At 60.8% G+C, this 20,458-nt stretch carries 22 protein-coding genes; 8 read left to right on the top strand and 14 right to left on the bottom strand.

Annotation, left to right across the window (positions count from 1 at the left end; all coding sequences use genetic code 11):
• Genes Tal182_RS22510 through Tal182_RS22480 form a run of 7 tightly spaced genes read right to left on the bottom strand, consistent with a single transcriptional unit; the run spans window position 1 to window position 8,623 of the window.
• Window positions 1-1,047, bottom strand: a complete 1,047-nt coding sequence (locus tag Tal182_RS22510) for a UDP-glucuronic acid decarboxylase family protein (RefSeq protein WP_085861065.1) — start codon at window positions 1,045-1,047, stop codon at window positions 1-3.
• A 12-nt stretch (window positions 1,048-1,059) separates the two neighbouring features.
• The gene (locus Tal182_RS22505; protein WP_085861064.1) at window positions 1,060-2,160 is read right to left on the bottom strand and encodes a glycosyltransferase; all 1,101 of its coding nucleotides are present in this window, start codon (window positions 2,158-2,160) and stop codon (window positions 1,060-1,062) included.
• Window positions 2,157-3,245 carry a glycosyltransferase gene (locus Tal182_RS22500; protein ID WP_085861063.1) on the bottom strand — a complete coding sequence of 363 codons (1,089 nt, stop codon included), beginning with the start codon at window positions 3,243-3,245 and terminating at the stop codon, window positions 2,157-2,159. The genes Tal182_RS22505 and Tal182_RS22500 overlap by 4 nt, the downstream gene beginning before the upstream one ends.
• Window positions 3,242-4,372: a glycosyltransferase gene (locus Tal182_RS22495; protein ID WP_085861062.1), complete on the bottom strand. Its 1,131-nt coding sequence runs from the start codon at window positions 4,370-4,372 to the stop codon at window positions 3,242-3,244. The genes Tal182_RS22500 and Tal182_RS22495 overlap by 4 nt, the downstream gene beginning before the upstream one ends.
• 2 nt (window positions 4,373-4,374) lie before the next feature.
• Entirely contained in the window at window positions 4,375-5,487 is a 1,113-nt protein-coding gene (locus Tal182_RS22490; RefSeq protein ID WP_245344873.1) for a glycosyltransferase family 4 protein, read from the bottom strand.
• Entirely contained in the window at window positions 5,484-7,523 is a 2,040-nt protein-coding gene (locus Tal182_RS22485) for an NAD-dependent epimerase/dehydratase family protein (protein ID WP_085861061.1), read from the bottom strand. Before Tal182_RS22485 ends, Tal182_RS22490 begins: the two co-directional genes overlap by 4 nt.
• Complete coding sequence (locus Tal182_RS22480) at window positions 7,520-8,623, bottom strand: NAD-dependent epimerase/dehydratase family protein (RefSeq protein WP_085861060.1); 1,104 nt, start codon at window positions 8,621-8,623, stop codon at window positions 7,520-7,522. The genes Tal182_RS22485 and Tal182_RS22480 overlap by 4 nt, the downstream gene beginning before the upstream one ends.
• 179 nt (window positions 8,624-8,802) lie before the next feature.
• On the opposite strand from Tal182_RS22480, the gene Tal182_RS22475 reads away from it, so the two are divergent.
• Together Tal182_RS22475 and Tal182_RS22470 are read left to right on the top strand one after the other, a co-directional pair.
• Window positions 8,803-9,792 (top strand): zinc-binding dehydrogenase, encoded by a 990-nt coding sequence (locus Tal182_RS22475; protein WP_064806512.1) that lies wholly within the window; start codon window positions 8,803-8,805, stop codon window positions 9,790-9,792.
• Complete coding sequence (locus Tal182_RS22470; protein WP_085861059.1) at window positions 9,789-10,814, top strand: Gfo/Idh/MocA family oxidoreductase; 1,026 nt, start codon at window positions 9,789-9,791, stop codon at window positions 10,812-10,814. Before Tal182_RS22475 ends, Tal182_RS22470 begins: the two co-directional genes overlap by 4 nt.
• 4 nt (window positions 10,815-10,818) lie before the next feature.
• Here the strand turns inward: Tal182_RS22470 and Tal182_RS32375 are convergent, their stop codons facing one another.
• The 3 genes from Tal182_RS32375 to Tal182_RS22465 are packed head-to-tail and all read right to left on the bottom strand — an operon-like array spanning window position 10,819 to window position 11,401.
• Window positions 10,819-10,989: a hypothetical protein gene (locus Tal182_RS32375; RefSeq protein WP_164517816.1), complete on the bottom strand. Its 171-nt coding sequence runs from the start codon at window positions 10,987-10,989 to the stop codon at window positions 10,819-10,821.
• Window positions 10,986-11,183, bottom strand: a complete 198-nt coding sequence (locus Tal182_RS31835; RefSeq protein WP_125461498.1) for a hypothetical protein — start codon at window positions 11,181-11,183, stop codon at window positions 10,986-10,988. The genes Tal182_RS32375 and Tal182_RS31835 overlap by 4 nt, the downstream gene beginning before the upstream one ends.
• On the bottom strand, window positions 11,180-11,401 hold the full coding sequence (locus tag Tal182_RS22465) for a hypothetical protein (protein WP_064812439.1): 222 nt from the start codon (window positions 11,399-11,401) through the stop codon (window positions 11,180-11,182). Before Tal182_RS22465 ends, Tal182_RS31835 begins: the two co-directional genes overlap by 4 nt.
• Before the next feature lie 197 nt (window positions 11,402-11,598).
• Here Tal182_RS22465 and Tal182_RS22460 point away from each other — a divergent pair, with 197 nt between their 5' ends.
• Together Tal182_RS22460 and Tal182_RS22455 are read left to right on the top strand one after the other, a co-directional pair.
• Window positions 11,599-12,405, top strand: a complete 807-nt coding sequence (locus Tal182_RS22460; protein WP_064806658.1) for a nucleotidyltransferase family protein — start codon at window positions 11,599-11,601, stop codon at window positions 12,403-12,405.
• 10 nt (window positions 12,406-12,415) lie between these two features.
• Window positions 12,416-13,138, top strand: coding sequence for a metallophosphoesterase (locus Tal182_RS22455; RefSeq protein WP_020922670.1), 723 nt, complete (start codon window positions 12,416-12,418; stop codon window positions 13,136-13,138).
• Window positions 13,139-13,156: 18 nt separating this feature from the next.
• Here Tal182_RS22455 and Tal182_RS22450 read toward each other — a convergent pair whose 3' ends face one another.
• On the bottom strand, window positions 13,157-13,363 hold the full coding sequence (locus Tal182_RS22450; protein WP_064806656.1) for a hypothetical protein: 207 nt from the start codon (window positions 13,361-13,363) through the stop codon (window positions 13,157-13,159).
• 243 nt (window positions 13,364-13,606) lie between these two features.
• On the opposite strand from Tal182_RS22450, the gene Tal182_RS22445 reads away from it, so the two are divergent.
• Window positions 13,607-14,407 carry an SDR family NAD(P)-dependent oxidoreductase gene (locus tag Tal182_RS22445; RefSeq protein ID WP_085861058.1) on the top strand — a complete coding sequence of 267 codons (801 nt, stop codon included), beginning with the start codon at window positions 13,607-13,609 and terminating at the stop codon, window positions 14,405-14,407.
• A gap of 51 nt (window positions 14,408-14,458) precedes the next feature.
• On the opposite strand, the gene Tal182_RS22440 is transcribed toward Tal182_RS22445, so the two are convergent.
• From Tal182_RS22440 to Tal182_RS22430, 3 genes are all read right to left on the bottom strand, one after another.
• Window positions 14,459-14,722 carry a hypothetical protein gene (locus Tal182_RS22440; RefSeq protein ID WP_085861057.1) on the bottom strand — a complete coding sequence of 88 codons (264 nt, stop codon included), beginning with the start codon at window positions 14,720-14,722 and terminating at the stop codon, window positions 14,459-14,461.
• Between the two features lie 32 nt (window positions 14,723-14,754).
• Complete coding sequence (locus Tal182_RS22435; protein ID WP_085861056.1) at window positions 14,755-15,000, bottom strand: hypothetical protein; 246 nt, start codon at window positions 14,998-15,000, stop codon at window positions 14,755-14,757.
• Between the two features lie 76 nt (window positions 15,001-15,076).
• Complete coding sequence (locus Tal182_RS22430) at window positions 15,077-16,975, bottom strand: APC family permease (protein WP_085861055.1); 1,899 nt, start codon at window positions 16,973-16,975, stop codon at window positions 15,077-15,079.
• Window positions 16,976-17,320: 345 nt separating this feature from the next.
• On the opposite strand from Tal182_RS22430, the gene Tal182_RS22425 reads away from it, so the two are divergent.
• The 3 genes from Tal182_RS22425 to Tal182_RS22415 all read left to right on the top strand — a co-directional run bounded on the left by Tal182_RS22425 (window position 17,321) and on the right by Tal182_RS22415 (window position 20,393).
• Window positions 17,321-19,303 (top strand): protein-L-isoaspartate(D-aspartate) O-methyltransferase, encoded by a 1,983-nt coding sequence (locus Tal182_RS22425; protein ID WP_085861054.1) that lies wholly within the window; start codon window positions 17,321-17,323, stop codon window positions 19,301-19,303.
• Between the two features lie 103 nt (window positions 19,304-19,406).
• The gene (locus tag Tal182_RS22420; RefSeq protein WP_085861053.1) at window positions 19,407-19,934 is read left to right on the top strand and encodes a DUF4142 domain-containing protein; all 528 of its coding nucleotides are present in this window, start codon (window positions 19,407-19,409) and stop codon (window positions 19,932-19,934) included.
• A gap of 51 nt (window positions 19,935-19,985) precedes the next feature.
• Complete coding sequence (locus Tal182_RS22415) at window positions 19,986-20,393, top strand: DUF2934 domain-containing protein (RefSeq protein ID WP_085861052.1); 408 nt, start codon at window positions 19,986-19,988, stop codon at window positions 20,391-20,393.
• Window positions 20,394-20,458 lie beyond the last annotated feature (65 nt).

The following is a 20,458-nucleotide window of genomic DNA, read 5'->3' as shown; positions in this document are numbered from 1 at the left end:
TCAGTTGTCCAAGGGGGCAGCCTGCGAGGCAGCCGCGGCGCGATGACGGCGAGGCGCAGCGACGCGTTTGCGGGGACGATCATCCAAATTGGCGGCAAACCAGTCGATCGTATATCTGAGCCCCTCGGTAAGGGGCACTGTCGGCTGCCAATCGAGAAGTTCTGTCGCGCGAGAAATATCGGGCCGGCGGCGTTGAGGATCATCCTTCGGCAAAGGTCGGTAGGCAACAGCCGTTCGCACCGGCACCATCGAACGGATCATCTGCGCGAGCTCGTTGATGGTGAACTCCCCGGGATTGCCGAGGTTGACGGGAACACCAGGGTTCGGCCGCACATCCATCAGCGCCATAAGGCCGCCGACAAGATCGGTGACGTAGCAGAAGGACCGGGTCTGCATGCCGCTTCCGTAGATGGTGAGCGGATTCCCCGAGAGTGCCTGCACGATCAGGTTGGAGACGATCCGGCCGTCATTGGCCTGCATTCGCGGCCCATAGGTGTTGAAGATGCGGGCGACCCGCACGTCGACGCGGCCGGCACGCAGCATATCGAAGCAAAGAGCTTCGGCGGCGCGCTTTCCCTCGTCATAGCAGGCGCGCGGCCCGGTGCAGCTGACGTTGCCGCGATAGTCTTCCTTTTGCGGATGCTCGGCGGGATCGCCATAGACCTCGCTCGTCGAGGCCTGGAGAAAGGCGGCCCGGTGCCGCTCGGCAAGCGCCAGCAGATTGCCCGTACCGGCGACGCACGTCATCATCGTGTGAACGGGATCCGCCTGGTATTGCGGCGGGGACGCGGCGCACGCGAGATTATAGATCTGGTCGAGCGGTTCGCCGATTTCAATGAATTTGCAGATATCCTGTTCGATGAGCCGGAAGCCCGGATGGTTCATCAACGGCCTGACATTGTCCGGCGAGCCGGTAATATAGCTGTCGACGCAAATGACGGTGTCGCCACGGCCGAGCAGAGCATCGCAGAGATGCGAGCCGACAAAGCCGGCGCCTCCTGCCACCAGAATAGTCTTGCCTTTTCCGCGACGATTGACTTGAAGCATCGATACTCTCCTTCACGCTGAGATACGGTCGAAAGCTGGCTTGGCGGGCAGGTCGGAAAGAGCCCTGACGAGCTCACCGGCACGTGCGGCACCGGTATGACTGCTCATCACCAGCTTTCTCGCTGCGGCGGCGACCGCCAGACGGTCGCTGTCGGGAAGCTCCGTCAGCAGCGCCACGACATCCTCCGGCGCGCGCGCAATGAACAAAGCCTTGCCGTCCGGCAGCAGCTCATCGAGGCCCTGCCAGAAGTCACTGACAATGGGCGCCCCACAGGCAGCAGCCTCGAACAGCCGCACGCTGGGAGACCAGCCGGCGGCGATCATATCGCCGCGGGTCACGTTCAGCGTGAACCGCTGCCGACTGTAAAAGCTTGCGTGATCGGCAGGCGGCAGATGCTCGATGCGCTCGACATTGGCCGGCCATTCGATCTCGGCTGGATATTGCGGCCCGGCGACCACGAAGCGCATCGACGGCAGGCGGCGCGCCGGCTCCAGCAGAAGGCGCTCCAGCGTCGGCTGCCGGTCGGGGCTGTAGGTTCCGAGATAGCCGAAATCCCAGCGATGGGACTCGCCCGTCCGGACATACCGGCTCTCGTCGACCGAGCAGTAGAGCGCGATGGCTCTGCGGGCACCGTATCTCTGTTCGAGCCGGGTCAACACCTCGCCTCCGGAGAAGGAAAAATAAGCGTCGAACAAAGGAATCTGCCTTAGCGCCAGATATTCCTGATCGGCCCGATCGAGCTTCGCCAGCGTGACTGGCGTATCGATGTCATAGAAGCACAGGCGTTTCGGCTCCAGCGCCTCGAGCCTGTCGATGAGCTGCACACCGTGGGGAACGTAGGATCCGACGATGACGGCATCGGCTCTGCGGAGCCTTTCGCCGTGACGCTCGATCATTGTGCCGATATCGGAATAATAGGCGAGTTCGCAGAAGTCAGGCGAAGGGAGATCCCGGTGGCTGGCATACCACGGCACGTCCCGCTCCAGGAACAGCACCTTATGGCCGGCCCGCCGAAGGCCTTTGATCAGGGCGCGGTAGGTCGTGGCATGGCCATTCCCCCAGGAAGAGGAAAGGGAAAGCCCGAGGAGGACGATGTCGAGCGATCTCGTCATTCGGCCGCCTCCCGTCCGCCGAGCCGTGCGCGAAAAATCTCGTCTACCGCTTCGGCGCGATTGCTATAGGTGTGTTCGGCCAGGACGCGCCGGCGCGCCTTTTCTCCGATTTCCCGTGCGGCTTGGCGGGACAAACCATCGAGCAAGGCAGCCACGTCCTGTCCGTCGCGCGCGACCAGGACCTCCTCGCCGGACTTCAGAAAGACATCGATGCCTTCCCAGTAATCGGTGATAAGGCAAGCCCCGGCACCGGCCGCCTCGAAGACCCGTGTCGCGGGAGAAAAGCCATTCTCCGCCATACTGGCGCGCGATATGTTGAGGACCGCCATCGGCGTCACATTGAAGGCGTTGTGATCGCGTGTCGGGACATGGCCGATATAACGGACATTTGACGAGATCGGCTTGTCCTGCCAGCCGGATCCGCCAAGCAGGAACGTCCGGTTCGGCAGGCGCGACGCCGGCTCCAGGAAGAAATGCTCGACCCTCGCCTCGCGGTCCGGCAGGCGATTGCCAAGGAACCCGAGATCGGCGGCGAAGCGGTAGTCCTGCGGCACCGGATGATGCGTTTGCGGGTCCAGCGCATTGTAGATCGGCACACATTCGGCCGCTCCGACGGAACGGTATGCGTTCACGACGGGGTCGCCGCCGCCATAGGTCAGCACGAGATCAAGCCGGGCGAGCGCATGGCGCAATGGGTGATCGGGGTTGGCCTTGAGCTCGGTGAGCGTCGCCGGCGCATCGACATCCCAGAAGATCTTCAGCGCGTGCGGGCGTGCGTGACGCAGCACCTCTTCCAGCAATCGATCGTCCTCGAAACCGACGCCGCTTGCCTTGACGACAATATCGGCCGCGGCCGCCTCGCTTGTGACGGTTTTGAGGGCATCGATCGTCCCTTCATAGACAACGACCCTGCACCAGTCCGGCGGATCCATGTCGCGGTTCTTCTGCCGATCATAGACATCGGGTTCGTAGAAGGTAATGTCGTAACCTTTCTCCGCCAGAGCGCGCAGCAAGCCGCGATAATAGGTGGCGGCGCCGTTCCAATAGGCGGAGACGAGACTCGATCCGTAAAAGGCGATCTTCATTCGGCAGCCTCCCTGGATTGCAGGTTTGCGGTGACCCTATGCGTGCCGCAGCGCGCCAGGACGGCGAAAAGCTCGTCGACGCGGTGGCGGCAGGTGTGACGGGCCTTGATCGTTTCAAGGCCGGCGGCGGCAAGGCTCGCCGCCAGATCGGCATCGGAGAGGACATCGCGCAGGCTTTTCTTCATCCCCTCGCCGTCACCGACGAGCAAATAGTCGCGGCCAGCTTCGAAGAGATGTTCGACATCGTTCCACGGCGCCGAGATCAACGGTATTCCGCAGGCGAGCGCCTCGAAGACACGGATGGTCGGAATACCCGGCAGATGTTCGACATAGGGTCGGCGCGGAATGTGGACGGTGACCCTGCGGCGGGCGAAGGCCGCAGGAACGTCGGCATTGGCGATCCAGCCGCCATAGGCGATGCCGACTTTTCGAAGTTCGTCCAGTGCATGAGCGGGATAGCGAACGCCGCGGACGACCGTATTCAAGGCGAGATCTGTCGCGGGACGGATCAGGAATTCGCCGATTTCGGCCGACCGTTCATCGTCGCCCCAGTTGCCGATCCAGATGAGGTCTCCAGTTTTCTCGATGTCCGGCAGCGGCCGAAACAGGGCGTCGTCAGCCGCCTCGTGCCAGGTAAAGACCGACTTTCCCCAGCCGGCTCGGAGATAACGTTCACGCAAGGTCTGCCCGAAGGCCAGCACACCATCATAATCGTCAAGCGCCAGCCCCGCGATATCGCCTTCAGCGGAGACGGCGCGATGATGCGTATCGTGGAAAAGCAGGGTGAAGGTCGCGCCATCGCGCCGGATGCGGCCGAGCCTCTCGACCAATTGCGGCTCCGTCCACTCGTGGACGATAACGACGTCGGCATCGGCAAGCGCTGCTTCGTGGTCGAACTCGACACCATAGGTCCGCGAACGGTGCTGCGGAAATGCCTGGTGAAATGCCTCGACCGCGGCCGCCCCCTGGTCCCTCAGCAGATTGGCCCGGCTCCAGGCATGGTGCGGCTCCAGCGCCAGCGTCTCATGACCGCGCCGCTGGAGATCGCGCATGACGCCGCGAAGAAAATGAGCATTGCCGTGATTCCAGTCGGAGACCAGTGAATGGGTGTAGAAAACGAACTTCATGATTACTCCGCTGCTGTTGAAAAATCGCGGGCGCACATGCCGGAATAGATCGAGCACATCGCCTCTGCCTGAGCCTCGACGCTGAAGGCGGCGGACCTGGCACGCGCTTTTCGTCCGAACGCAGCGCGCAGCTGCGGATCGTCGGCAAGAGTATTGAAAGCATCGGCGAAGGCATCGGGGCGATGTGGATCGGCAAAAAGAGCAGCCCCGTCCCATATCTCGCGATAGGTTGGGATATCAGAAAGCACCAAGGCCGCGCCCGACCGCGCCGCCTCGAGAGCGGCAAGACCGAACGGCTCGTAGAGCGAAGGCGAGGCCACGACGGCCGCCCGCCGTGTCAAGGCGCTCATCCGCTCATGCGAAAGCTCGCCTCGGTAATCGGCATGGCGAAATCGCATGGTCTGGCCGTTAGGGCCGACGGTCGCGCCGGCCGCCGCCACCGTCCAGCGCGTCATAGCTGCAGCCTTATCCAGCACCGCGCCGTTCTTGCCCTCGTCCCACCAGCGCCCGGCTGCAAGAACAAAGTCCTGCTTGGGTTCGTCGGAAGCCTCAAGGGCGCTGGCGTTGTGAACGACCTGGAGATTTCCGATTGCTCCATAGGCCGCTTCCATCGCTTTCGCATGGCCGTGGCTTGGCGCGATCACTGCGTCCGCGCATGCAAAGCCCTCCTGGTTCAGCCGGTACTGCCATTGCCAGTCCTTTGGCACTTCACGTCCGCGAACGGCGGCAAACCATGTGACGACACAGGAATGGCAAACCACCGCAATCGGCAGGTTTGTTTCCATGCCCGCCGCCTGCGACGGCAGATTGAGATGCAGTAGATCGGCCTGTTCCCGGCGCGCGAGAGCGGCGATCAGCCCCGGAACTTCGGCAACTGCCTCTTCATTCTCGACCGTCCAGTCGAGCGGCGCATCCAGCCAGACGAGCTTGCCGACCCGGCCGGCCTCGGCGATCTTGTCGTCTGCCGGGAAAAGCCCCAGTCCGGCAAAGACAACCTCGATGTTGTTCGATTTCAGGGCTGCGCCCAAGTCCATAGCGTAGCGCCAGACGCCGCCGATAGCGTCAACCGTCATCAGCACGCGGCGGTGCCCCTTGCTTCGTTCATGTTCGCTCATGCCGATGCCTTCCGCTTTTCTCTGCGGAGCTGCCGGCCGCCGAAACGATGGGCGATCAGCCATTCGGCGAGGTGCCGCAAACCATGACGCCATCCGATTCCGGCCTGCCAGCCGGTTTCCTGTTCAAGTCTCGTCGTGTCGGCCACGAAATAGAGCTGATCGCCGGCGCGCCATGGGCCAAAGCTGGTTTCGACAGGCCGGCCCGCAAGCACTTCGATCTCGCGCAGCACCGCGAGCACGCTGACGGCGTTGCGCGGCCCGCCGCCGAGGTTGAATGCTTTGCCGCTGACCCGCTCGATATTGGAAAGCAGCAGCCGATAGGCAGCAACGGCATCATCGACATGCAGAATATCGCGCACCTGCTTGCCGTCGCCGTAGATGGAAATGGGTTCGCCGCCGAGCGCACGGATCAGGAAATGCGCCACCCAGCCCTGGTCCTCGGTGCCGAACTGGCGCGGTCCATAAATGCAGCTCATCCGCAGGACGGCGGCAGGGATGCCGTAGGATTTCGCGTAGTCGAGAATATACTGATCGGCGACACCCTTCGAACATCCATATGGCGTACAGAAATCGAGCGGCCGATCCTCGCCGATCCCTTGCCTCCTGATGGTCTCGTCTTCGGGAAGATAACGATCATCGAGTTCGATCATGCCGAGATCGCCGAGAGCACCATAAACCTTGTTGGTGCTGGCGAAGATGACCGGAGCCCGTTTGCCTGCCCTGCGCACCGATTCCAGCACATTAAGCGTTCCGCGCGCGTTCGTTTCGAAATCTTCCAGCGGGTCGACGAGGCTGGTGGTCACCGCCGTCTGCGCAGCATAATGGAAGACGGCCTTGGCATCCCTGAAGGCTGCTTCGATGCCCAGCAGATCGCGAACGTCGGCGAGGACCGGATGCACCCGCCCGCCATGCCGCTCCTTCAGCCAGGAGAGATTCTGATCGACTCCCGATCGTGCGAGATTGTCGAGAATGACGACGTCCTCGCCGTCGCTGAGCAGGCGGTCGGCGAGATTGCAGCCGACAAACCCGCTGCCGCCGGTTACGATGATCGGCGCGGCGCCGGAGGTGATATTGGGAGCGGCAAGGGCCGCGACCTCCTCCAGCCTCTCGACACCTCCTTCCGTGAGAAGGCGGGCAAGAAGCTTCGGTTTATTGTCGTGGCTGACAGCGCCAAGATGATAATGCCTGGGATCGAACCACAGGCCTTCCTGAACCGGAACATCCGGCGGCACGTCGCGCCATGAATACCAGTACATGCGATCGGCCGGCACGTTCAGCGCTCTGATGAAGCGCCGCGCCTGTTCGATCTCGTCATTGCGCCAGGTGGAGTAGCCGGTTTCGGTGATCCATATTTCTGCATCGGCATTAAAACGATCGATAATCCCACGCATCTCTCCGAGATGCATGTCCCAGCCGCCCCAGCTTGCCTCCTCGCTGTCCCAGGTTCCAGGGAAACCGTGGAAGCCGACGGCGTCGACGACGCCGAGCACGCCGCGCGTGCCCATCAGATTGAGCCAATAGGGATCGAAGGGGCACGGACCGCCCAGCACCGGTTTGTAGCCCCTCTGCTTCGCCCAGTAGGCGGCGCCCCCGACCATTTCGCAGAAAAGCAGAAAGTCGCCGTCGTGGCGCCAATCCCAGTCAAGCAGGTTGTTCGGCTCGTTCCAGAGTTCGATATGACTGATATAACGACCATAGCGCGTCAGGATATGATCGACGAAGTCGGCATAGGATTTGAGATTGACCGGCGCGCCAGAAGACCTGCCCGTCCGGGAGAGGGAAGGCGGCGTGTAGTGTATACAGGGTAGAAGATCGATTTCACTGCCGACACGCGGGATCAGCCAATCGAACCATTGCTGGCCGCCGGGCGCCAGATATTCCGCCCAGGAAAGATGCGTACGGAGATAGCTGGCTCCGCTTCTCAGCATATCCGGCAGCGCGGCCTCAGCCCGCTCATATTCTCCGGGCCGGAACCATTCGACGAAACCGAATTGCCTCGTCTCCTGATCGGATGCTCGAGCACCGGCCTTGTTCATGAAACCAGCCCCCGCTCTTCCAGTTGCCGCTTCATTTCGACGGCACGGTCGACCGCCCCGGTCTGACGCACCCATTCGGCGAAGGGAGCGAGGGCATTTTCGAGACGATATTTCGGTTCGAAGCCGAGCAGTTCGCGCGCCTTGGAAATGTCGGCGAAGCAATTGCGGATGTCCCCCGAACGCGCCTTGTTCATGATGTCGGGGCCGATCTCGGGCACACCCATGGCATCGGCGAGAAGCGTCGCGACATCGGCAATCGAATAGGCCTGGCCGCTGCCGATGTTGATCACGTGACCGGCTGCCGCGGGTTTTTCCAGAGCCAGGCGGAAGGCTGTCGCCACATCGCGGACGTGGACGAAATCGCGCCGCTGCCTGCCATCCTCGAAGATCATCGGCGGCTGGCCGTTGGCGAGGCGCGAACCGAAATTGGCGAGCACGCCGGTATAGGGATTGGAAAGCGCCTGACCAACGCCGAAAACGTTGAAGAGACGCAGCGCGACGGCATCTAGCCCGTAGGCTTCGCCGAAAATCAAAACCTGCCTCTCCTGGGCGTATTTCGTCAAAGCGTAGATGGACGCAAGATCGACCGGCTTCTCCTCGTCGGTGGCGACCGGTGTCAGCGGCTGATTGTCCTGGTCGAGCGGATCCCAGCGGCCCTGCTTGACATGCTGCATGCGCCGCCTGACATAGCCGAGCCGCTTTCCATCCGCCGTCCGATAGAGCCCCTCTCCATAGACACTCATCGATGAGGCGACGACGATCGTCTTGACGGGAAGGCCGATCATGGCTTCCAGGAGCACCGCGGTGCCGAGGTCGTTGCAGCCGACATAGCGGGCAATTTCGTACATCGACTGTCCGACGCCGACTTCGGCAGCGAGATGAATGACGCCGTTCACACCGGCAAGCGCCGCGCGCACAGCGTCCTTGTCCCTGACATCGCCTTGAATGATCTCGGCTCCATCGGGCACGCTGACTTCGGCATCGCCATGCACCTGGTCGATCAGCGCATCGAGAATGCGCACGTCATAGCCATTGTTCAGAAGTTCTTCAGCAACGTGGCGACCAATGAAGCCGCATCCTCCAGTTATCAAAATCGTCATTATGAGATCCGTCCGGTTGAATAATTAGCTTCGGAGATAGGCGCCGAACCGAACGCGAATGGAAAAGTTCCTTCTTCAATGACATCTTTATTGACTTCATCATCTATGCTTCTTTGACCTCTACCGGAACTCTTCGGGAGGCCTTTTGTTCTAGGGATGCCCACATTGGAGGACATCTTATGGATATTGCGGCGAGACAGAAGACCGGGCTCATGCGGGCTGCCATCGTCACCAGCCCCGGACATATCTCGGTGGAGACCCGCCCCTTGCCGAAACCCGGTCCGGGCCAGGTCAGGGTGAAACTGGAAGGATGCGGCGTCTGCGCCTCGAACCTCACGCCCTGGGCCGGACCGGACTGGATGACGTTCCCCACCGAGGCTGGCGGGTTAGGCCATGAGGGCTGGGGTATTGTCGACGCGATCGGCCCCGATGTCACGGGGATTCGGATGGGAGAGCGGGTCGCCGCTCTTTCCTACCATGCCTACGCCACGCACGACATTGCCGATGCCTCGATGGTCGCATCACTGCCGAAGGAGTTGGATGGCAAGCCCTTTCCGGGCGAACCGCTCGGCTGCGCCATGAATATCTTCGACCGCAGCAACATCGAAGGCGGTCAGACCGTCGCCATCGTCGGCATCGGATTCTTGGGCGCCCTTCTCACCCGGCTTGCCGCGGCAGCCGGCGCAAGGGTGATCGCCATCTCGCGCCGGCCCTATTCCCTTGAGGTGGCGAGAGAGATGGGAGCGGCCGAGATCATTCCGATGGATGATCATTGGCGCATCATCGAGCGCGTCAAAACACTTACGGGCGGAAAATTCTGCGATTGCGTCATCGAAGCCGTCGGCAAACAATGGCCGCTCGACCTGGCGGGCGAGCTTACGAAGGAACGGGGGCGACTGATCATCGCCGGTTATCACCAGGATGGCGCCCGCCAGATCAACATGCAGCTTTGGAACTGGCGCGGGCTCGACGTCATCAACGCTCACGAGCGCGAGCCGGCCGTCTATATCAAAGGCATTCGCGACGCCATAGAAGCCGTGCGCCACGGTCGGATCGATCCGCAGCCGCTCTACACGCATATCTATCCGCTGGAGAGGCTGGACGACGCCCTCAACACGACGCGCGACCGGCCGGACGGTTTTCTCAAGGCTCTGGTGCAATATTCATGAAGGCGTGGATCTCCGGAGAACATGCGGTGACCATCAAACGGCCGAAGCTCGGCTTTCTCGGCGTCGGATGGATCGGCCGGCATAGGATGAAAGCGATCCTCGACAGCGGCGCGGCCGAGGCCGCCGCTATCGCCGATCCTTCCGCGGACATGGCGCGGGAGGCCGCGGCACTCGCCCCCAATGCCGGGATCGTTTCCGATCTCGACGCGTTGCTTGACCTGGAACTCGATGGAATCGTCATCGCAACGCCGAGCGCCGCACATGCCGAACAGTCCATCCGCGCCCTCGGGGCAGGCTTTGCCGTCTTCTGCCAGAAGCCGCTTGGCCGAACGGCATCCGAGGTCAGGGCCGTCGTCGATGCTTCCAGAACCGCCGACAGGCTGCTTGGCGTCGATCTTTCCTATCGACACACGCAAGGCATGCAGCAGATCCGGCAGCTCATCCGTTCGAACGCTCTTGGAAAGATCTTTGCGGCCGATCTGACCTTTCATAATGCTTATGGCCCCGACAAGCCCTGGTTCTACGACAAGAACCAGTCCGGCGGCGGCTGCGTCATCGATCTCGGTGTTCACCTCGTCGACCTCGCCTTATGGTGCCTCGATTTTCCTTCCGTCACCAACGTCACGAGCGCCTTGAGAGCGGGCGGGAAACGGCTTGAAAACAAAGGTCAGGTCGAGGATTTTGCGGCCGCAACGCTGACGCTTGCCGGCGGCGAAATCATCCGACTGACATGCTCCTGGCGCCTCAACGCCGGCTGTGACGCCGAGATCGGCGCCGATTTCTTCGGGACCGAGGGAGGCGCCTCCTTCAGGAATGTCGATGGCTCATTCTACGATTTTACGGCCGTCAGGATGTCCGGCACTTCGAGCGAAACTCTGGCCCTCCCTCCCGACGACTGGGGCGGACGGGCTGCCGTGGATTGGGCAAGAAAGCTCGCCAGAGGCCAGCGTTACGATCCCGCGTGCGAGAATGTCATTGCGGTCGCGGAGGCGATCGACGGCATCTATGGCGCCGGCATGTGATTGATCAGGAGCCCTTGATGAGCCCGTAGAGAACAATTGTCGCATAAAGCGTGAATGCGACAACGGCGACCGTGCCGATCAGGATCAGGGCTATTCTGCCGGCATTGAGCCTGGTGCGCTTGCCTACGGAAGAGGACGATGGCCGCTGAACAGGATCTCTATCCCCCTCGCTCATCGTGTCTGCTCCGTCGTCGCCGCAGGTGATTTCTCGTCCGGTTCGCCGGGATGTCTCATCCATGTGAATGCGAGTGCGACAAGGCAGGCGATCAGGAAGATGGTGACGACGAATATCATCATACGCCGCGGCGGTTTGGAATTATCGTGGCTCATTCCTGAAGGGTTGGGGCCGCCTTTCCTCACCTCGCTCATGGAGAACCCCTTTGCGGAAGCTCGGTCTCTTCATCGAGCTTCTCCTTGAGTTCGTCGAGCCGATCGCGCAGCAGCGATGCTTTCATACGCCTTGCTTCCGCATCCGGCACCTCAACCATCCGGCCGCTATCGTCGGGAATGCCGGGGCCGCTTTCAGCAATGGTCTCGTTTCTGGGCCTGTCGTTGGTGCCGGTCGATATTTTCGCTCGCTTGTCCATGACATCCTCCGTTCAGATCTCGGGAAAGTTTCTGCGATGCTTGTTATGGTCCAAACGACGCGCCGGTAGCGAAGTTCCGAATGATTCGAGAGCTTTCGTCGGCCCCTGCCATTACTGCAGCTTCATCGCCCGGACAGGCGCGGCGGAACATAGAAGCCATCCAAGTGTTGCTTTTCCTATCAATGCTGGGATCGACGATGACCGCTCGAAGTGCCGAAAGAGGCAAAAACAACAATACGCTCATGAAAGTGAAGGCGGTTCCGGAACTCATCGATCCAGACGCCGAACCGTTCGTGACCCAGGCGGTCCGAGAACTCGTCGGATCGCAGATCCCGTTTCTGGTCGCCGGCACCTATGCTGTCTGCGCCTATACGGGTATTTCGCGCCAGACGAAGGATTTCGACATATTTTGCAAAGCGGGCGACTACGCGCGCATTCTCGGCCACTTCAAGGCAAAGGGTTACACGGTCGAAGTCGAAGACGAGCGCTGGCTCGGAAAGGTCTTCAAGGGCAACCATTTCTTCGACGTCATCTTTGCCTCCTCCAACGGAACGATGCCGGTCGGCGACGACTGGTTCGAGGATGCGCGCAGGGTCAAGATGTGCGGCCACACGGTCAGGATTGTCAGCCCGACCGAACTGATCTGGTCGAAATGCTTCGTCCAGCTGCGCCACCGCTATGATGGTGCCGATATCGCGCACGTCATCTTGAAGTCACATGACTCCATCGATTGGCGCAAGCTGCTGGCTTATCTGGAAGTCCACTGGGAAGTCCTCCTCATCCATCTTCTCAATTTCAGGTGGATCTACCCGACCGAGCGAGACAAGATTCCGCAATGGCTGCTGGAGGAGCTGCTGGACCGGCTCAAGGCGCAGCAGGACCTGCCGCTGCCGCAAATGAAAATATGCCGCGGCCGGATGTATTCCCGCATCGATTTCGAAATCGACGTGAGGGAGTGGGGTTTTGCCGATGTCGGCGGCGAAGGTGAATTGCGAGGAGATTAGGAGAAACCCAATGGATGATCAGCGAAAGAGCGTGAGAATTGCAGCGGTGGCCGATCTTCATGTGACGGAAGACGGCGCCAAGTCCTACAAGGATCTGTTCGCGGAGATTTCCTCAGTGGCCGACGTTCTCGTCATTGCCGGCGACCTGACCGATCTCGGCAAGCCGAGGGAAGCCGAACTGCTTGCGAGCGATCTGCGCCATTGCACGGTGCCGACCGTCGCCGTCCTCGGCAACCATGATCACGAGAGCGGCCAGGTCGATGACGTCTGCCGGGTCCTGACCGATGCCGGCGTGAAACTGCTCAACGGCCAGGCGGCCGAAGTCGCCGGAGTCGGTTTCGTCGGCGTCAAGGGCTTTGCCGGCGGCTTCGGGCGACACATGCTCGGCTCGTTCGGCGAGGCGGCGATCAAGGCGATGGTCGCCGAAAGCGTCGAGGAGTCGATGCGCCTGGAAAACGCGATGCGCCAAGTCCGCTCCGATCGTTCCCTTGTCGTGCTGCACTACGCGCCGATTGCCGAAACAGTGGTGGGCGAACCCCTGGAAATCTATCCGTTTCTCGGCTCTTCACGGCTGGCCGAAACGATCGACCGATTCCGCGTCAATGCGGTCGTACACGGTCATGCCCACCGGGGATCCTATGAGGGCCGTACGCCGGGCGGCGCCCCCGTCTACAATGTCGCCGCCCATATCGAGAAGCCCACCGGCAAGACTTACGCGTTGCTCGATCTCTGACCGGCCCGAGTATCACGACTATTTGTTGGTGCGTCCACGATGGCGTGGATCTACACCGCCCTGGGGCGTCGTATCGTTGGCTGTATCGCCTTCGACTGTGTTTTCGGCCTGCATCACTTCGTCGTCCGGCGGCGAGACGATGCCACGCGAACGGCTGATGCCCGGGTCGTCCGAAAGGTCGATATCGCTAGGCTTGGTGGTCTTGGCATGTTTGGGGGAGGTCATGAATTTCTCCTTGAAACGTTGCAGCCCTTCCGGAGTGAACTCACTGCATAGCCCCTGGTTCCCCTGAAGCAGCTCATGAGCGGCGACCATGAAAGCCCTGCATCGCCGGGAACATTTCTCCGAAGCTGAGGTTGAAGCGCCGTCGGCGACCGGCGAGGAGAACCGCTGGAAGACGGTCCGACCCTCTACAAGACATTTCGCGACAAGCAGGACGGATGTTCTCAAACCTTAAGGAGAAATATGATGGCTCCTGATGAATCAGGCAAAGGCCTGGCCGTCGTCACCGGCGCCTCCACCGGCATTGGCTACGAACTGGCGAAGTGTGCGGCCCGGGACGGTTATGATCTCATCGTTGTCGCCGACGAGGAGCGGATCAACCAGGCAGCCGCAGATCTCAAGGCGTTCGGCACGTCAGTCGATGCTGTCGAAGCCGACCTTTCGACGCTTGAAGGCGTCGACCGGCTGACCGAGCGCATCACCGCCAGCGGCCGTTCGGTCGATCTGTTGATGGCCAATGCCGGCCGCGGCATCGGCGAAGGTTTCCTCGATCAGAATTTCAACGAGGCGCGCAAGGTCGTCGATACCAACATCACCGGAACGATCTATCTCATTCATCAGATCGGCAATCAGATGCGCAGCCGCGGCCAAGGCCGCATTCTGCTGACAGGCTCGATCGCCGGTTTCATGCCGGGTTCCTACCAGGCCGTCTATAACGCCACCAAGGCCTTCATCAACAGCTTCTCCTTCGCCTTGCGCGAGGAGTTGAAGGAGTCCGGTGTCACCGTCAGCTGCCTGATGCCAGGGGCGACGGAAACCGAGTTCTTCAAGCGCGCCAGTCTTCTGGATACGGCGATCGGTCAGTCGAAGAAGGACGACGCTGGCGAGGTCGCGCGCATCGGCTATGACGCGATGATGGACGGCGAAGGCGATGTTGTGAGCGGTTGGAAGAACAAGCTCCAGGCAGCCGTTGCCAATGTCACGCCGGCAAGCGTGCTCGACCATCAGCATTCGAAAGCGGCAAAACCTGGTTCGGGCACAAAATAGCGGGCGCTGCCGTCATCACGGCAGCGAGCAGAAGGCAATGAGGTCGAGCGCTCAGTCGCGCTCGACGAATTTGTTGAAGCGGCTCGTCTTTCCGTCCTTGGTCTGGTTCTGGTAGAGAAAGGCGAGCTTGTTTTCGTCGAAGATCTTGAAGAATTCGTCCCAGTCGATCTCGTCGAATTCCTCTTCCTTTTCGCCGAAATCGATCCGGAGAACGCCGCCCTTGCCGCGGGTCCGGATAGCCGCCGGCCTGCCGTCCCTTTCCTCCACCCATTTGCGGATTTTCTTATGATCCGTCGTTGTCTCAGAACTGCTCATTGAAGCTTCCTTTCACATGATATCGCAAGCGCTTACAGGAGCGGTTGTCGTTGCTTCCAGTCGCGATACGGGGCGAGCAACCGGCCGGGATAGCGCCGTTCGATCTCGCTTTCGGCCAAAGCGATCCGGGCAAGAACCTCCTCTGCTGCGCCGCCCTTGGTGGTCTCGCTCGCTTTTTCCAGATCATTCATGATCACGAACAATTCGTCGTCCGTCATCACCTCAAGACGAGAGACGAAATCTTCAACCGGTTCGCTGGTAAGTGGATTGGTGGACACTGGCGCCTCTTTGCTGATGCCTGTCCAACTTCGCTTCTTATACTAAGTTCCACCGACAGGCCGGGCAAAAGAGCGATTACCCCGCCTCCTGCTCTTCCCGATATAATCGCCAGGGAACCGTTGCGACCGTCAGACGAGGCCCGCCGAGCTTGACCAGTTTTGCCCTGAGCCGCCCTGCCCTGTTCATATGCAGCAGCTTCTGCCACCACTTGTCTTTAACCGTTTCGGGGATGAGAACCGCCACCCGCCGTTCCGGACTATCGGCATCGAGCTTTTCGATCAGTCGCAGGAGCGGTTCATGCAGTTGCCGATAAGGCGCGGGAATGAACATGAGTCTGGGCGGCTTCAGTCCGTGCGCAGCGATCGGTTCTTCCACCTCGGCACGCCATTCCTCGCGAAGCGCGTTTTCACGTTCATCCCGCTCCGGTCCGCCGAGACGGATCAAATGGACGGCGACCACATCAGGCGAAATCGTCAAGGCAAACTTGATGGCGCGTTCGCTTAATCTGTTCCACGTCTCGGTGACCACGATGACGGTCGGCGGCTCGACGTCTTCGACGGTGATCGGACCGGGCTTGCGCAATTCGCGCTGAAGCGATCGGTAGTAGTTTTTGATCGACTTCAGAATGGCGATCGTCAGCGGCACGGTAATCAATGTGATCCACGCGCCTTCGGCAAATTTTGCGGTCAGGATGATGACGAGCGCAACGCCGGTCGCTGCCGCACCGACGGCGTTCATCGTCAGTTTTGCCGCGTATCCTCTGGATTGGCGGCGCCAGTGCACGGTCATGCCTGCCTGAGAAATCGTGAATGTCGAGAATGCGCCGATTGCAAAGAGCGGGATCAGATGGTCGGTGATCCCTCCGAAGGCGATCAGAAGCAGTGCGGCGAAGCCGGAAAGGAAGAGGATGCCGGCGGTAAACACCAGCCGGCGCCCCGGCTGAGCGAAGGCCTTAGGGAGGTAGCCGTCGGCAGCGACCATCTGGCAGAGACGCGGAAAACCGACAAAGCTGGTATTGGCCGAGAGGCAAAGGACGCTGAGAAGGCTTGCCATTGCGATATAGTAGAAGGCGCCACGGCCGGCGACGGCGGCAATCAACTGCGACAGCACGCTCTGGTATCCTTCCTTCGTCTGATCCATTGCGCCGATATCGAAGACGGTGGCGATGGTTGCGATGCCGCCGAGCAACAAAGTGAGAATGACGACGATAATCGTGAGGGTGATGTAGGCGTTGCGCATGACCGGTTGCCGAAACGAACCCATCCCGTTGGAAACGGCTTCAACCCCGGTCATCGCCGTGCAACCGCTGGCAAATGCATGCATGAGAATCCATATCGTCGCGCCTTGTGCTGCCAGACCGAGCGGAGGCGGCAGGACGACGGGTGCAGGTTTCTCCGCCAGAACGATCCCGGCTAGCCCATAGCCGATGGCGCCCAGGAAGCAGATGATGAAGAGGTAGGTCGGCAATGCGAATAGCCAGCCGGCCTCTCCCGTTCCTCGTAAATTGGCCAGCATAACGAGGAGGACGATGCCAAGGCAGAGGGGCAGAATGTAGGGGTGAAGGCTCGGTACCACCGAGACGAGTGCCCCAACCCCTGCCGAAACGCCGACCGCGACATTCAGGACGTAATCGATCATCAACGCCGCGGCGGCAAGCAGGCTCGGATATTCTCCGAGATTCTCCTTCGCCACCACATAGGCGCCGCCATTCGTCGGGTAAGCGGCGAGCGTCTGCCGGTAGGAGAAATAGAGGATCCCCAGCAGAGCGACGATACAGAAGATCACCGGGCCGATATAGACAACGCCGAGCGCGCCGAGTGGAATGAGGATGGTGAGCGCTGCCTCCGGCCCGTAGGATGATGAGCCGAGGCCATCCAGCCCCATGGCGGGCACGGCTTCTATCCAACCGATCTTCTTGTCTTCGTGCTCGCGATTGGCGAGACGCCGACCGAACAGGAGGGTGCTGAGGTTCAATTTCTATTCCTTATCCGGGGGCTGGGGCGATAACCAACAACCAGCGGCCGCTCGGGTTCCCGGAGCCAAGGGCATAGAAAGACCTAGGCAGCTGGCCCGTCCCCTTGCCGATCGCATCCGCTCAGAAATTGCGAACTCACGAATTGTGCGGAACAATCGGCCTTGCGTGCAGTATTGTGCTCGACCATCTACGACGCGCGCCTGATATCAGCCGTGCTGACGGGCGCTGCGATCCGGTTGAACCCGCAAGCCATGGCCGCAAACGAGCCCTACCAAGGACATGGCCGCATTGCCGGGGAACAACCACCTGCTTTCAGCTGTTCTCCCCGAGACTGGAGGTGACCCATGGATATGACCCGCATCCGAGACCACATGGTGGAACATCATGTCATGCGTCGCGGCATTCGCGATCGAGGCGTCACCAGGGCGATGCGGATGGTGCCGCGCGAAAAATTCGTCGATCCTGGTTTCGAGGAATTCGCCTATGAGGATGCGCCGTTATCGATCGGCGAGGGGCAGACAATTTCGCAGCCGTACATCGTCGCACTGATGATCGAAAAAGCCGATCTCGACGCTGGCGACAAGGTTCTGGAGGTCGGAACCGGTTCCGGCTACGCCTCGGCCCTCATCAGCCGGATCGCAAAACACGTCTATTCCATTGAACGGCATGAAAGGCTGGCGCTTCAGGCTCGGGAGCGATTCGAGAAGCTCGGATACCGCAACATCGACGTCCGAGTGGGCGACGGCAGCAAGGGCTGGGCCAAAGCCGCTCCCTTCGATGCCATTATCGTTTCGGCGGGCGCACCCGAAGTGCCGGCCGCCTTGAAGGAGCAGCTGGATCTTGGTGGGCGGCTCGTTATCCCGGTCGGCCGAGGTGACGAGCAGCGCCTGAAACGCATCACGCGCACCGGTGCAACCACCTTCGAGGAGGAGGATCTCGGCGGCGTCTTCTTCGTGCCCCTGATCGGCGAGGATGCCTGGACTGCCGCACATCCGATGTACACGGCGGCAGCCTCGTCATCGCGCATGGAGGAAACGCCTTACGAACTCATCGCGGCCGTGGCGGAAGAATTTCCCTCGGTCGACGACCGGAGCTTTGCCGCCCTTTTCGATCGATTTGGCGAAAGCCGCATCGTTCTGCTTGGTGAATCCACCCATGGCACGGCCGAGTTCTACGAGGCGCGCGCTGCCATCAGCCGTCACCTGATCGAACATCACGGGTTTAATATGGTGGCGGTCGAAGCGGATTGGCCGGACGCCGCGGCGATCGACCGCTGGATAAACGGCCAGCCGTCGAAAGGCGATCAGCCGTTCAGCCGTTTTCCCAAGTGGATGTGGCGGAACCTGGAATTTTCGCGATTCCTCGGCTGGCTGAAGGGGGATAACGAGCGTCGCAAGGCTTTACACGCCGATCCGGTCCGGTTCTACGGCCTGGATCTCTACAACATGTCGGGATCGATCCGCTCCGTCCTCGACTATCTCGAAAATGTCAGCCCGGAAACCGCCGAGATTGCCAGGGAACGCTACGGCTGCCTCAGTCCTTGGCAGAGCGATCCGGCGACTTATGGCCGGGCCGTGCTTACCGATGCCTATAGGTCATGCGAGGAGGCGGTGCTGAAGCAATGCACGGAGCTGCTGGCGCGATCCCTGGATGATGCCGCCTCAGACGGTCATGACTTTCTGAACGCCGCCCAGTCGGCGCGGTTGCTTGCCGCAGCCGAGCGGTATTACCGGATCATGTATTACGGCGGTTCTCAAGCCTGGAATCTCCGCGACACCTACATGGCCGATACCGTCGAGCACCTCCTCGATTTCCACGGTCCGACGGCAAAGATCATCATATGGGCGCACAACTCGCATGTCGGCGATGCCCGCTATACCGATATGGCAGCCGCCCGCGACGAACTGAACCTTGGCCAGCTGTGCCGGCAGCGTTTCGATGGAATGACCAGCCTCATTGGACTGGGAACGCATTCCGGCGAGGTGATTGCGGCAAACGACTGGGATGGACAGGCCGAGAAGAAGCGAGTCAATCCGTCCCTGCCGCAAAGCTATGAGCGTCTCTGTCACGATTCCGGAAAGCCGCGATTTCTCCTCGACCTCGCGGCCGATGAGGAATTGCATGCAAGCCTCGTCGACCAGCGGCTTCAGCGCTTCATCGGCGTCATCTACCGGCCGGAAACGGAACGGCTGAGCCATTACATGTCGACATCGCTGTCGCGGCAATATGATGCATTTCTCTGGTTCGATGAAACCCGGGCGCTTTCACCGCTCATGGCACCGGAGTCCGGTACATCGGATCCAGAAACTTTTCCCTTTGGGCTCTAAAGCCCCGGCCGCTGTCGAACGAACAGCGATCATCAACAACGCGATAAGGCGGGAACTCTGCGCCTGTCCGCAAGTTTGGCGATCACCAACCCAGGAGATCCTTATGAAACGCTTTGTTATCGCTTCGCTTGCCCTCTCGCTTGCTGTCCCGGCCTTCGCGCAATCGGCTGCCGAAAAAAGCGGGGTCAATTCCCTGATCGGTGTGCCGCCGAAAACGGAAGATTTCGTCAAGGAAGCAGCCGCAAGCGACATGTTCGAAATCGCCTCCAGCAAGCTTGCGACCGAGCGTGGAGACGATGCGACGAAGGCCTTCGCGCAGCAGATGCTCACCGACCACCAGAAGACCAGCGAGGAACTCAAGGCGCTGGTTTCCGGCGGCAAGATCAAGGCGACGCTTCCGAGCGCCATGACGTCTGATCAGCAAAGCATGCTCGACAAGCTGAACGGCCTGCAAGGAGCCGATTTCAACAAGCAATATCACTCCAACCAGGAATCTGCCCATGAGGACGCGGTCGATCTCTTCAAGCGCTATGGCGACGAAGGGGACAATCCCGAACTGAAGGCATGGGCGGCAAGCACGCGCCCCGCTCTGGAACATCATCTGCAGATGGCCAAAGAGCTCAACAAGTAAGCGGCAAGACCGCATGGTCAAGGTGATCATGAGGCCCGCCGGGAGGCAAGAATGATCGATGAGGAGACAAGAAGAACCCGCGCCTACCGGATTTGGGAGAGCGAGGGACGCCCGGAAGGTCAGGACCTCGCACATTGGTATCGTGCGGGTGACGATACGGTCGAGCCGGCCGAGGATGGTCGGGAATATATGCGATATTCCCGTGGCACGGCGCCGGCAGGGTCGCTGATCATTAAACTTTATCGATCGGGCGACCAGATCCGGGGATATGTCCGCAAGGTCGCGGAGACCGACCTGGATGACACGGTCTATCCCGGCGAGGAAATGGAGCCCGAGGCGGCATTCAAACTGGCGGAGTCCCATAGAGACAATAGCGGCCAGCCCGTCTTCGTCGAACTTGTCGAGGACGTCGAATGGGATCCGTCATGGGGCCGCCTCGGGTATCAAATCCACAGCTGAAGCAGACCGCACCGGTTGGCCCGGCGCCGAAACTGCGGCTTGATCCGGAGTAGATCCGCTTCCAG

It is taken from the genome of Rhizobium sp. TAL182, assembly GCF_002117725.1.
Classification (GTDB): domain Bacteria; phylum Pseudomonadota; class Alphaproteobacteria; order Rhizobiales; family Rhizobiaceae; genus Rhizobium; species Rhizobium esperanzae.
This window is presented reverse-complemented; position numbering and strand designations above follow the sequence as displayed.

Bases quoted from the DNA above. Each gene is read 5' to 3' on its own strand.
- Tal182_RS22510 (WP_085861065.1), bottom strand. From the start codon at position 1,047: ATGCTTCAAGTCAATCGTCGCGGAAAAGGCAAGACTATTCTGGTGGCA.
- Tal182_RS22505 (WP_085861064.1), bottom strand. From the start codon at position 2,160: ATGACGAGATCGCTCGACATCGTCCTCCTCGGGCTTTCCCTTTCCTCT.
- Tal182_RS22500 (WP_085861063.1), bottom strand. From the start codon at position 3,245: ATGAAGATCGCCTTTTACGGATCGAGTCTCGTCTCCGCCTATTGGAAC.
- Tal182_RS22495 (WP_085861062.1), bottom strand. From the start codon at position 4,372: ATGAAGTTCGTTTTCTACACCCATTCACTGGTCTCCGACTGGAATCAC.
- Tal182_RS22490 (WP_245344873.1), bottom strand. From the start codon at position 5,487: ATGAGCGAACATGAACGAAGCAAGGGGCACCGCCGCGTGCTGATGACG.
- Tal182_RS22485 (WP_085861061.1), bottom strand. From the start codon at position 7,523: ATGAACAAGGCCGGTGCTCGAGCATCCGATCAGGAGACGAGGCAATTC.
- Tal182_RS22480 (WP_085861060.1), bottom strand. From the start codon at position 8,623: ATGACGATTTTGATAACTGGAGGATGCGGCTTCATTGGTCGCCACGTT.
- Tal182_RS22475 (WP_064806512.1), top strand. From the start codon at position 8,803: ATGGATATTGCGGCGAGACAGAAGACCGGGCTCATGCGGGCTGCCATC.
- Tal182_RS22470 (WP_085861059.1), top strand. From the start codon at position 9,789: ATGAAGGCGTGGATCTCCGGAGAACATGCGGTGACCATCAAACGGCCG.
- Tal182_RS32375 (WP_164517816.1), bottom strand. From the start codon at position 10,989: ATGAGCGAGGGGGATAGAGATCCTGTTCAGCGGCCATCGTCCTCTTCC.
- Tal182_RS31835 (WP_125461498.1), bottom strand. From the start codon at position 11,183: ATGAGCGAGGTGAGGAAAGGCGGCCCCAACCCTTCAGGAATGAGCCAC.
- Tal182_RS22465 (WP_064812439.1), bottom strand. From the start codon at position 11,401: ATGGACAAGCGAGCGAAAATATCGACCGGCACCAACGACAGGCCCAGA.
- Tal182_RS22460 (WP_064806658.1), top strand. From the start codon at position 11,599: ATGACCGCTCGAAGTGCCGAAAGAGGCAAAAACAACAATACGCTCATG.
- Tal182_RS22455 (WP_020922670.1), top strand. From the start codon at position 12,416: ATGGATGATCAGCGAAAGAGCGTGAGAATTGCAGCGGTGGCCGATCTT.
- Tal182_RS22450 (WP_064806656.1), bottom strand. From the start codon at position 13,363: ATGACCTCCCCCAAACATGCCAAGACCACCAAGCCTAGCGATATCGAC.
- Tal182_RS22445 (WP_085861058.1), top strand. From the start codon at position 13,607: ATGGCTCCTGATGAATCAGGCAAAGGCCTGGCCGTCGTCACCGGCGCC.
- Tal182_RS22440 (WP_085861057.1), bottom strand. From the start codon at position 14,722: ATGAGCAGTTCTGAGACAACGACGGATCATAAGAAAATCCGCAAATGG.
- Tal182_RS22425 (WP_085861054.1), top strand. From the start codon at position 17,321: ATGGATATGACCCGCATCCGAGACCACATGGTGGAACATCATGTCATG.
- Tal182_RS22420 (WP_085861053.1), top strand. From the start codon at position 19,407: ATGAAACGCTTTGTTATCGCTTCGCTTGCCCTCTCGCTTGCTGTCCCG.
- Tal182_RS22415 (WP_085861052.1), top strand. From the start codon at position 19,986: ATGATCGATGAGGAGACAAGAAGAACCCGCGCCTACCGGATTTGGGAG.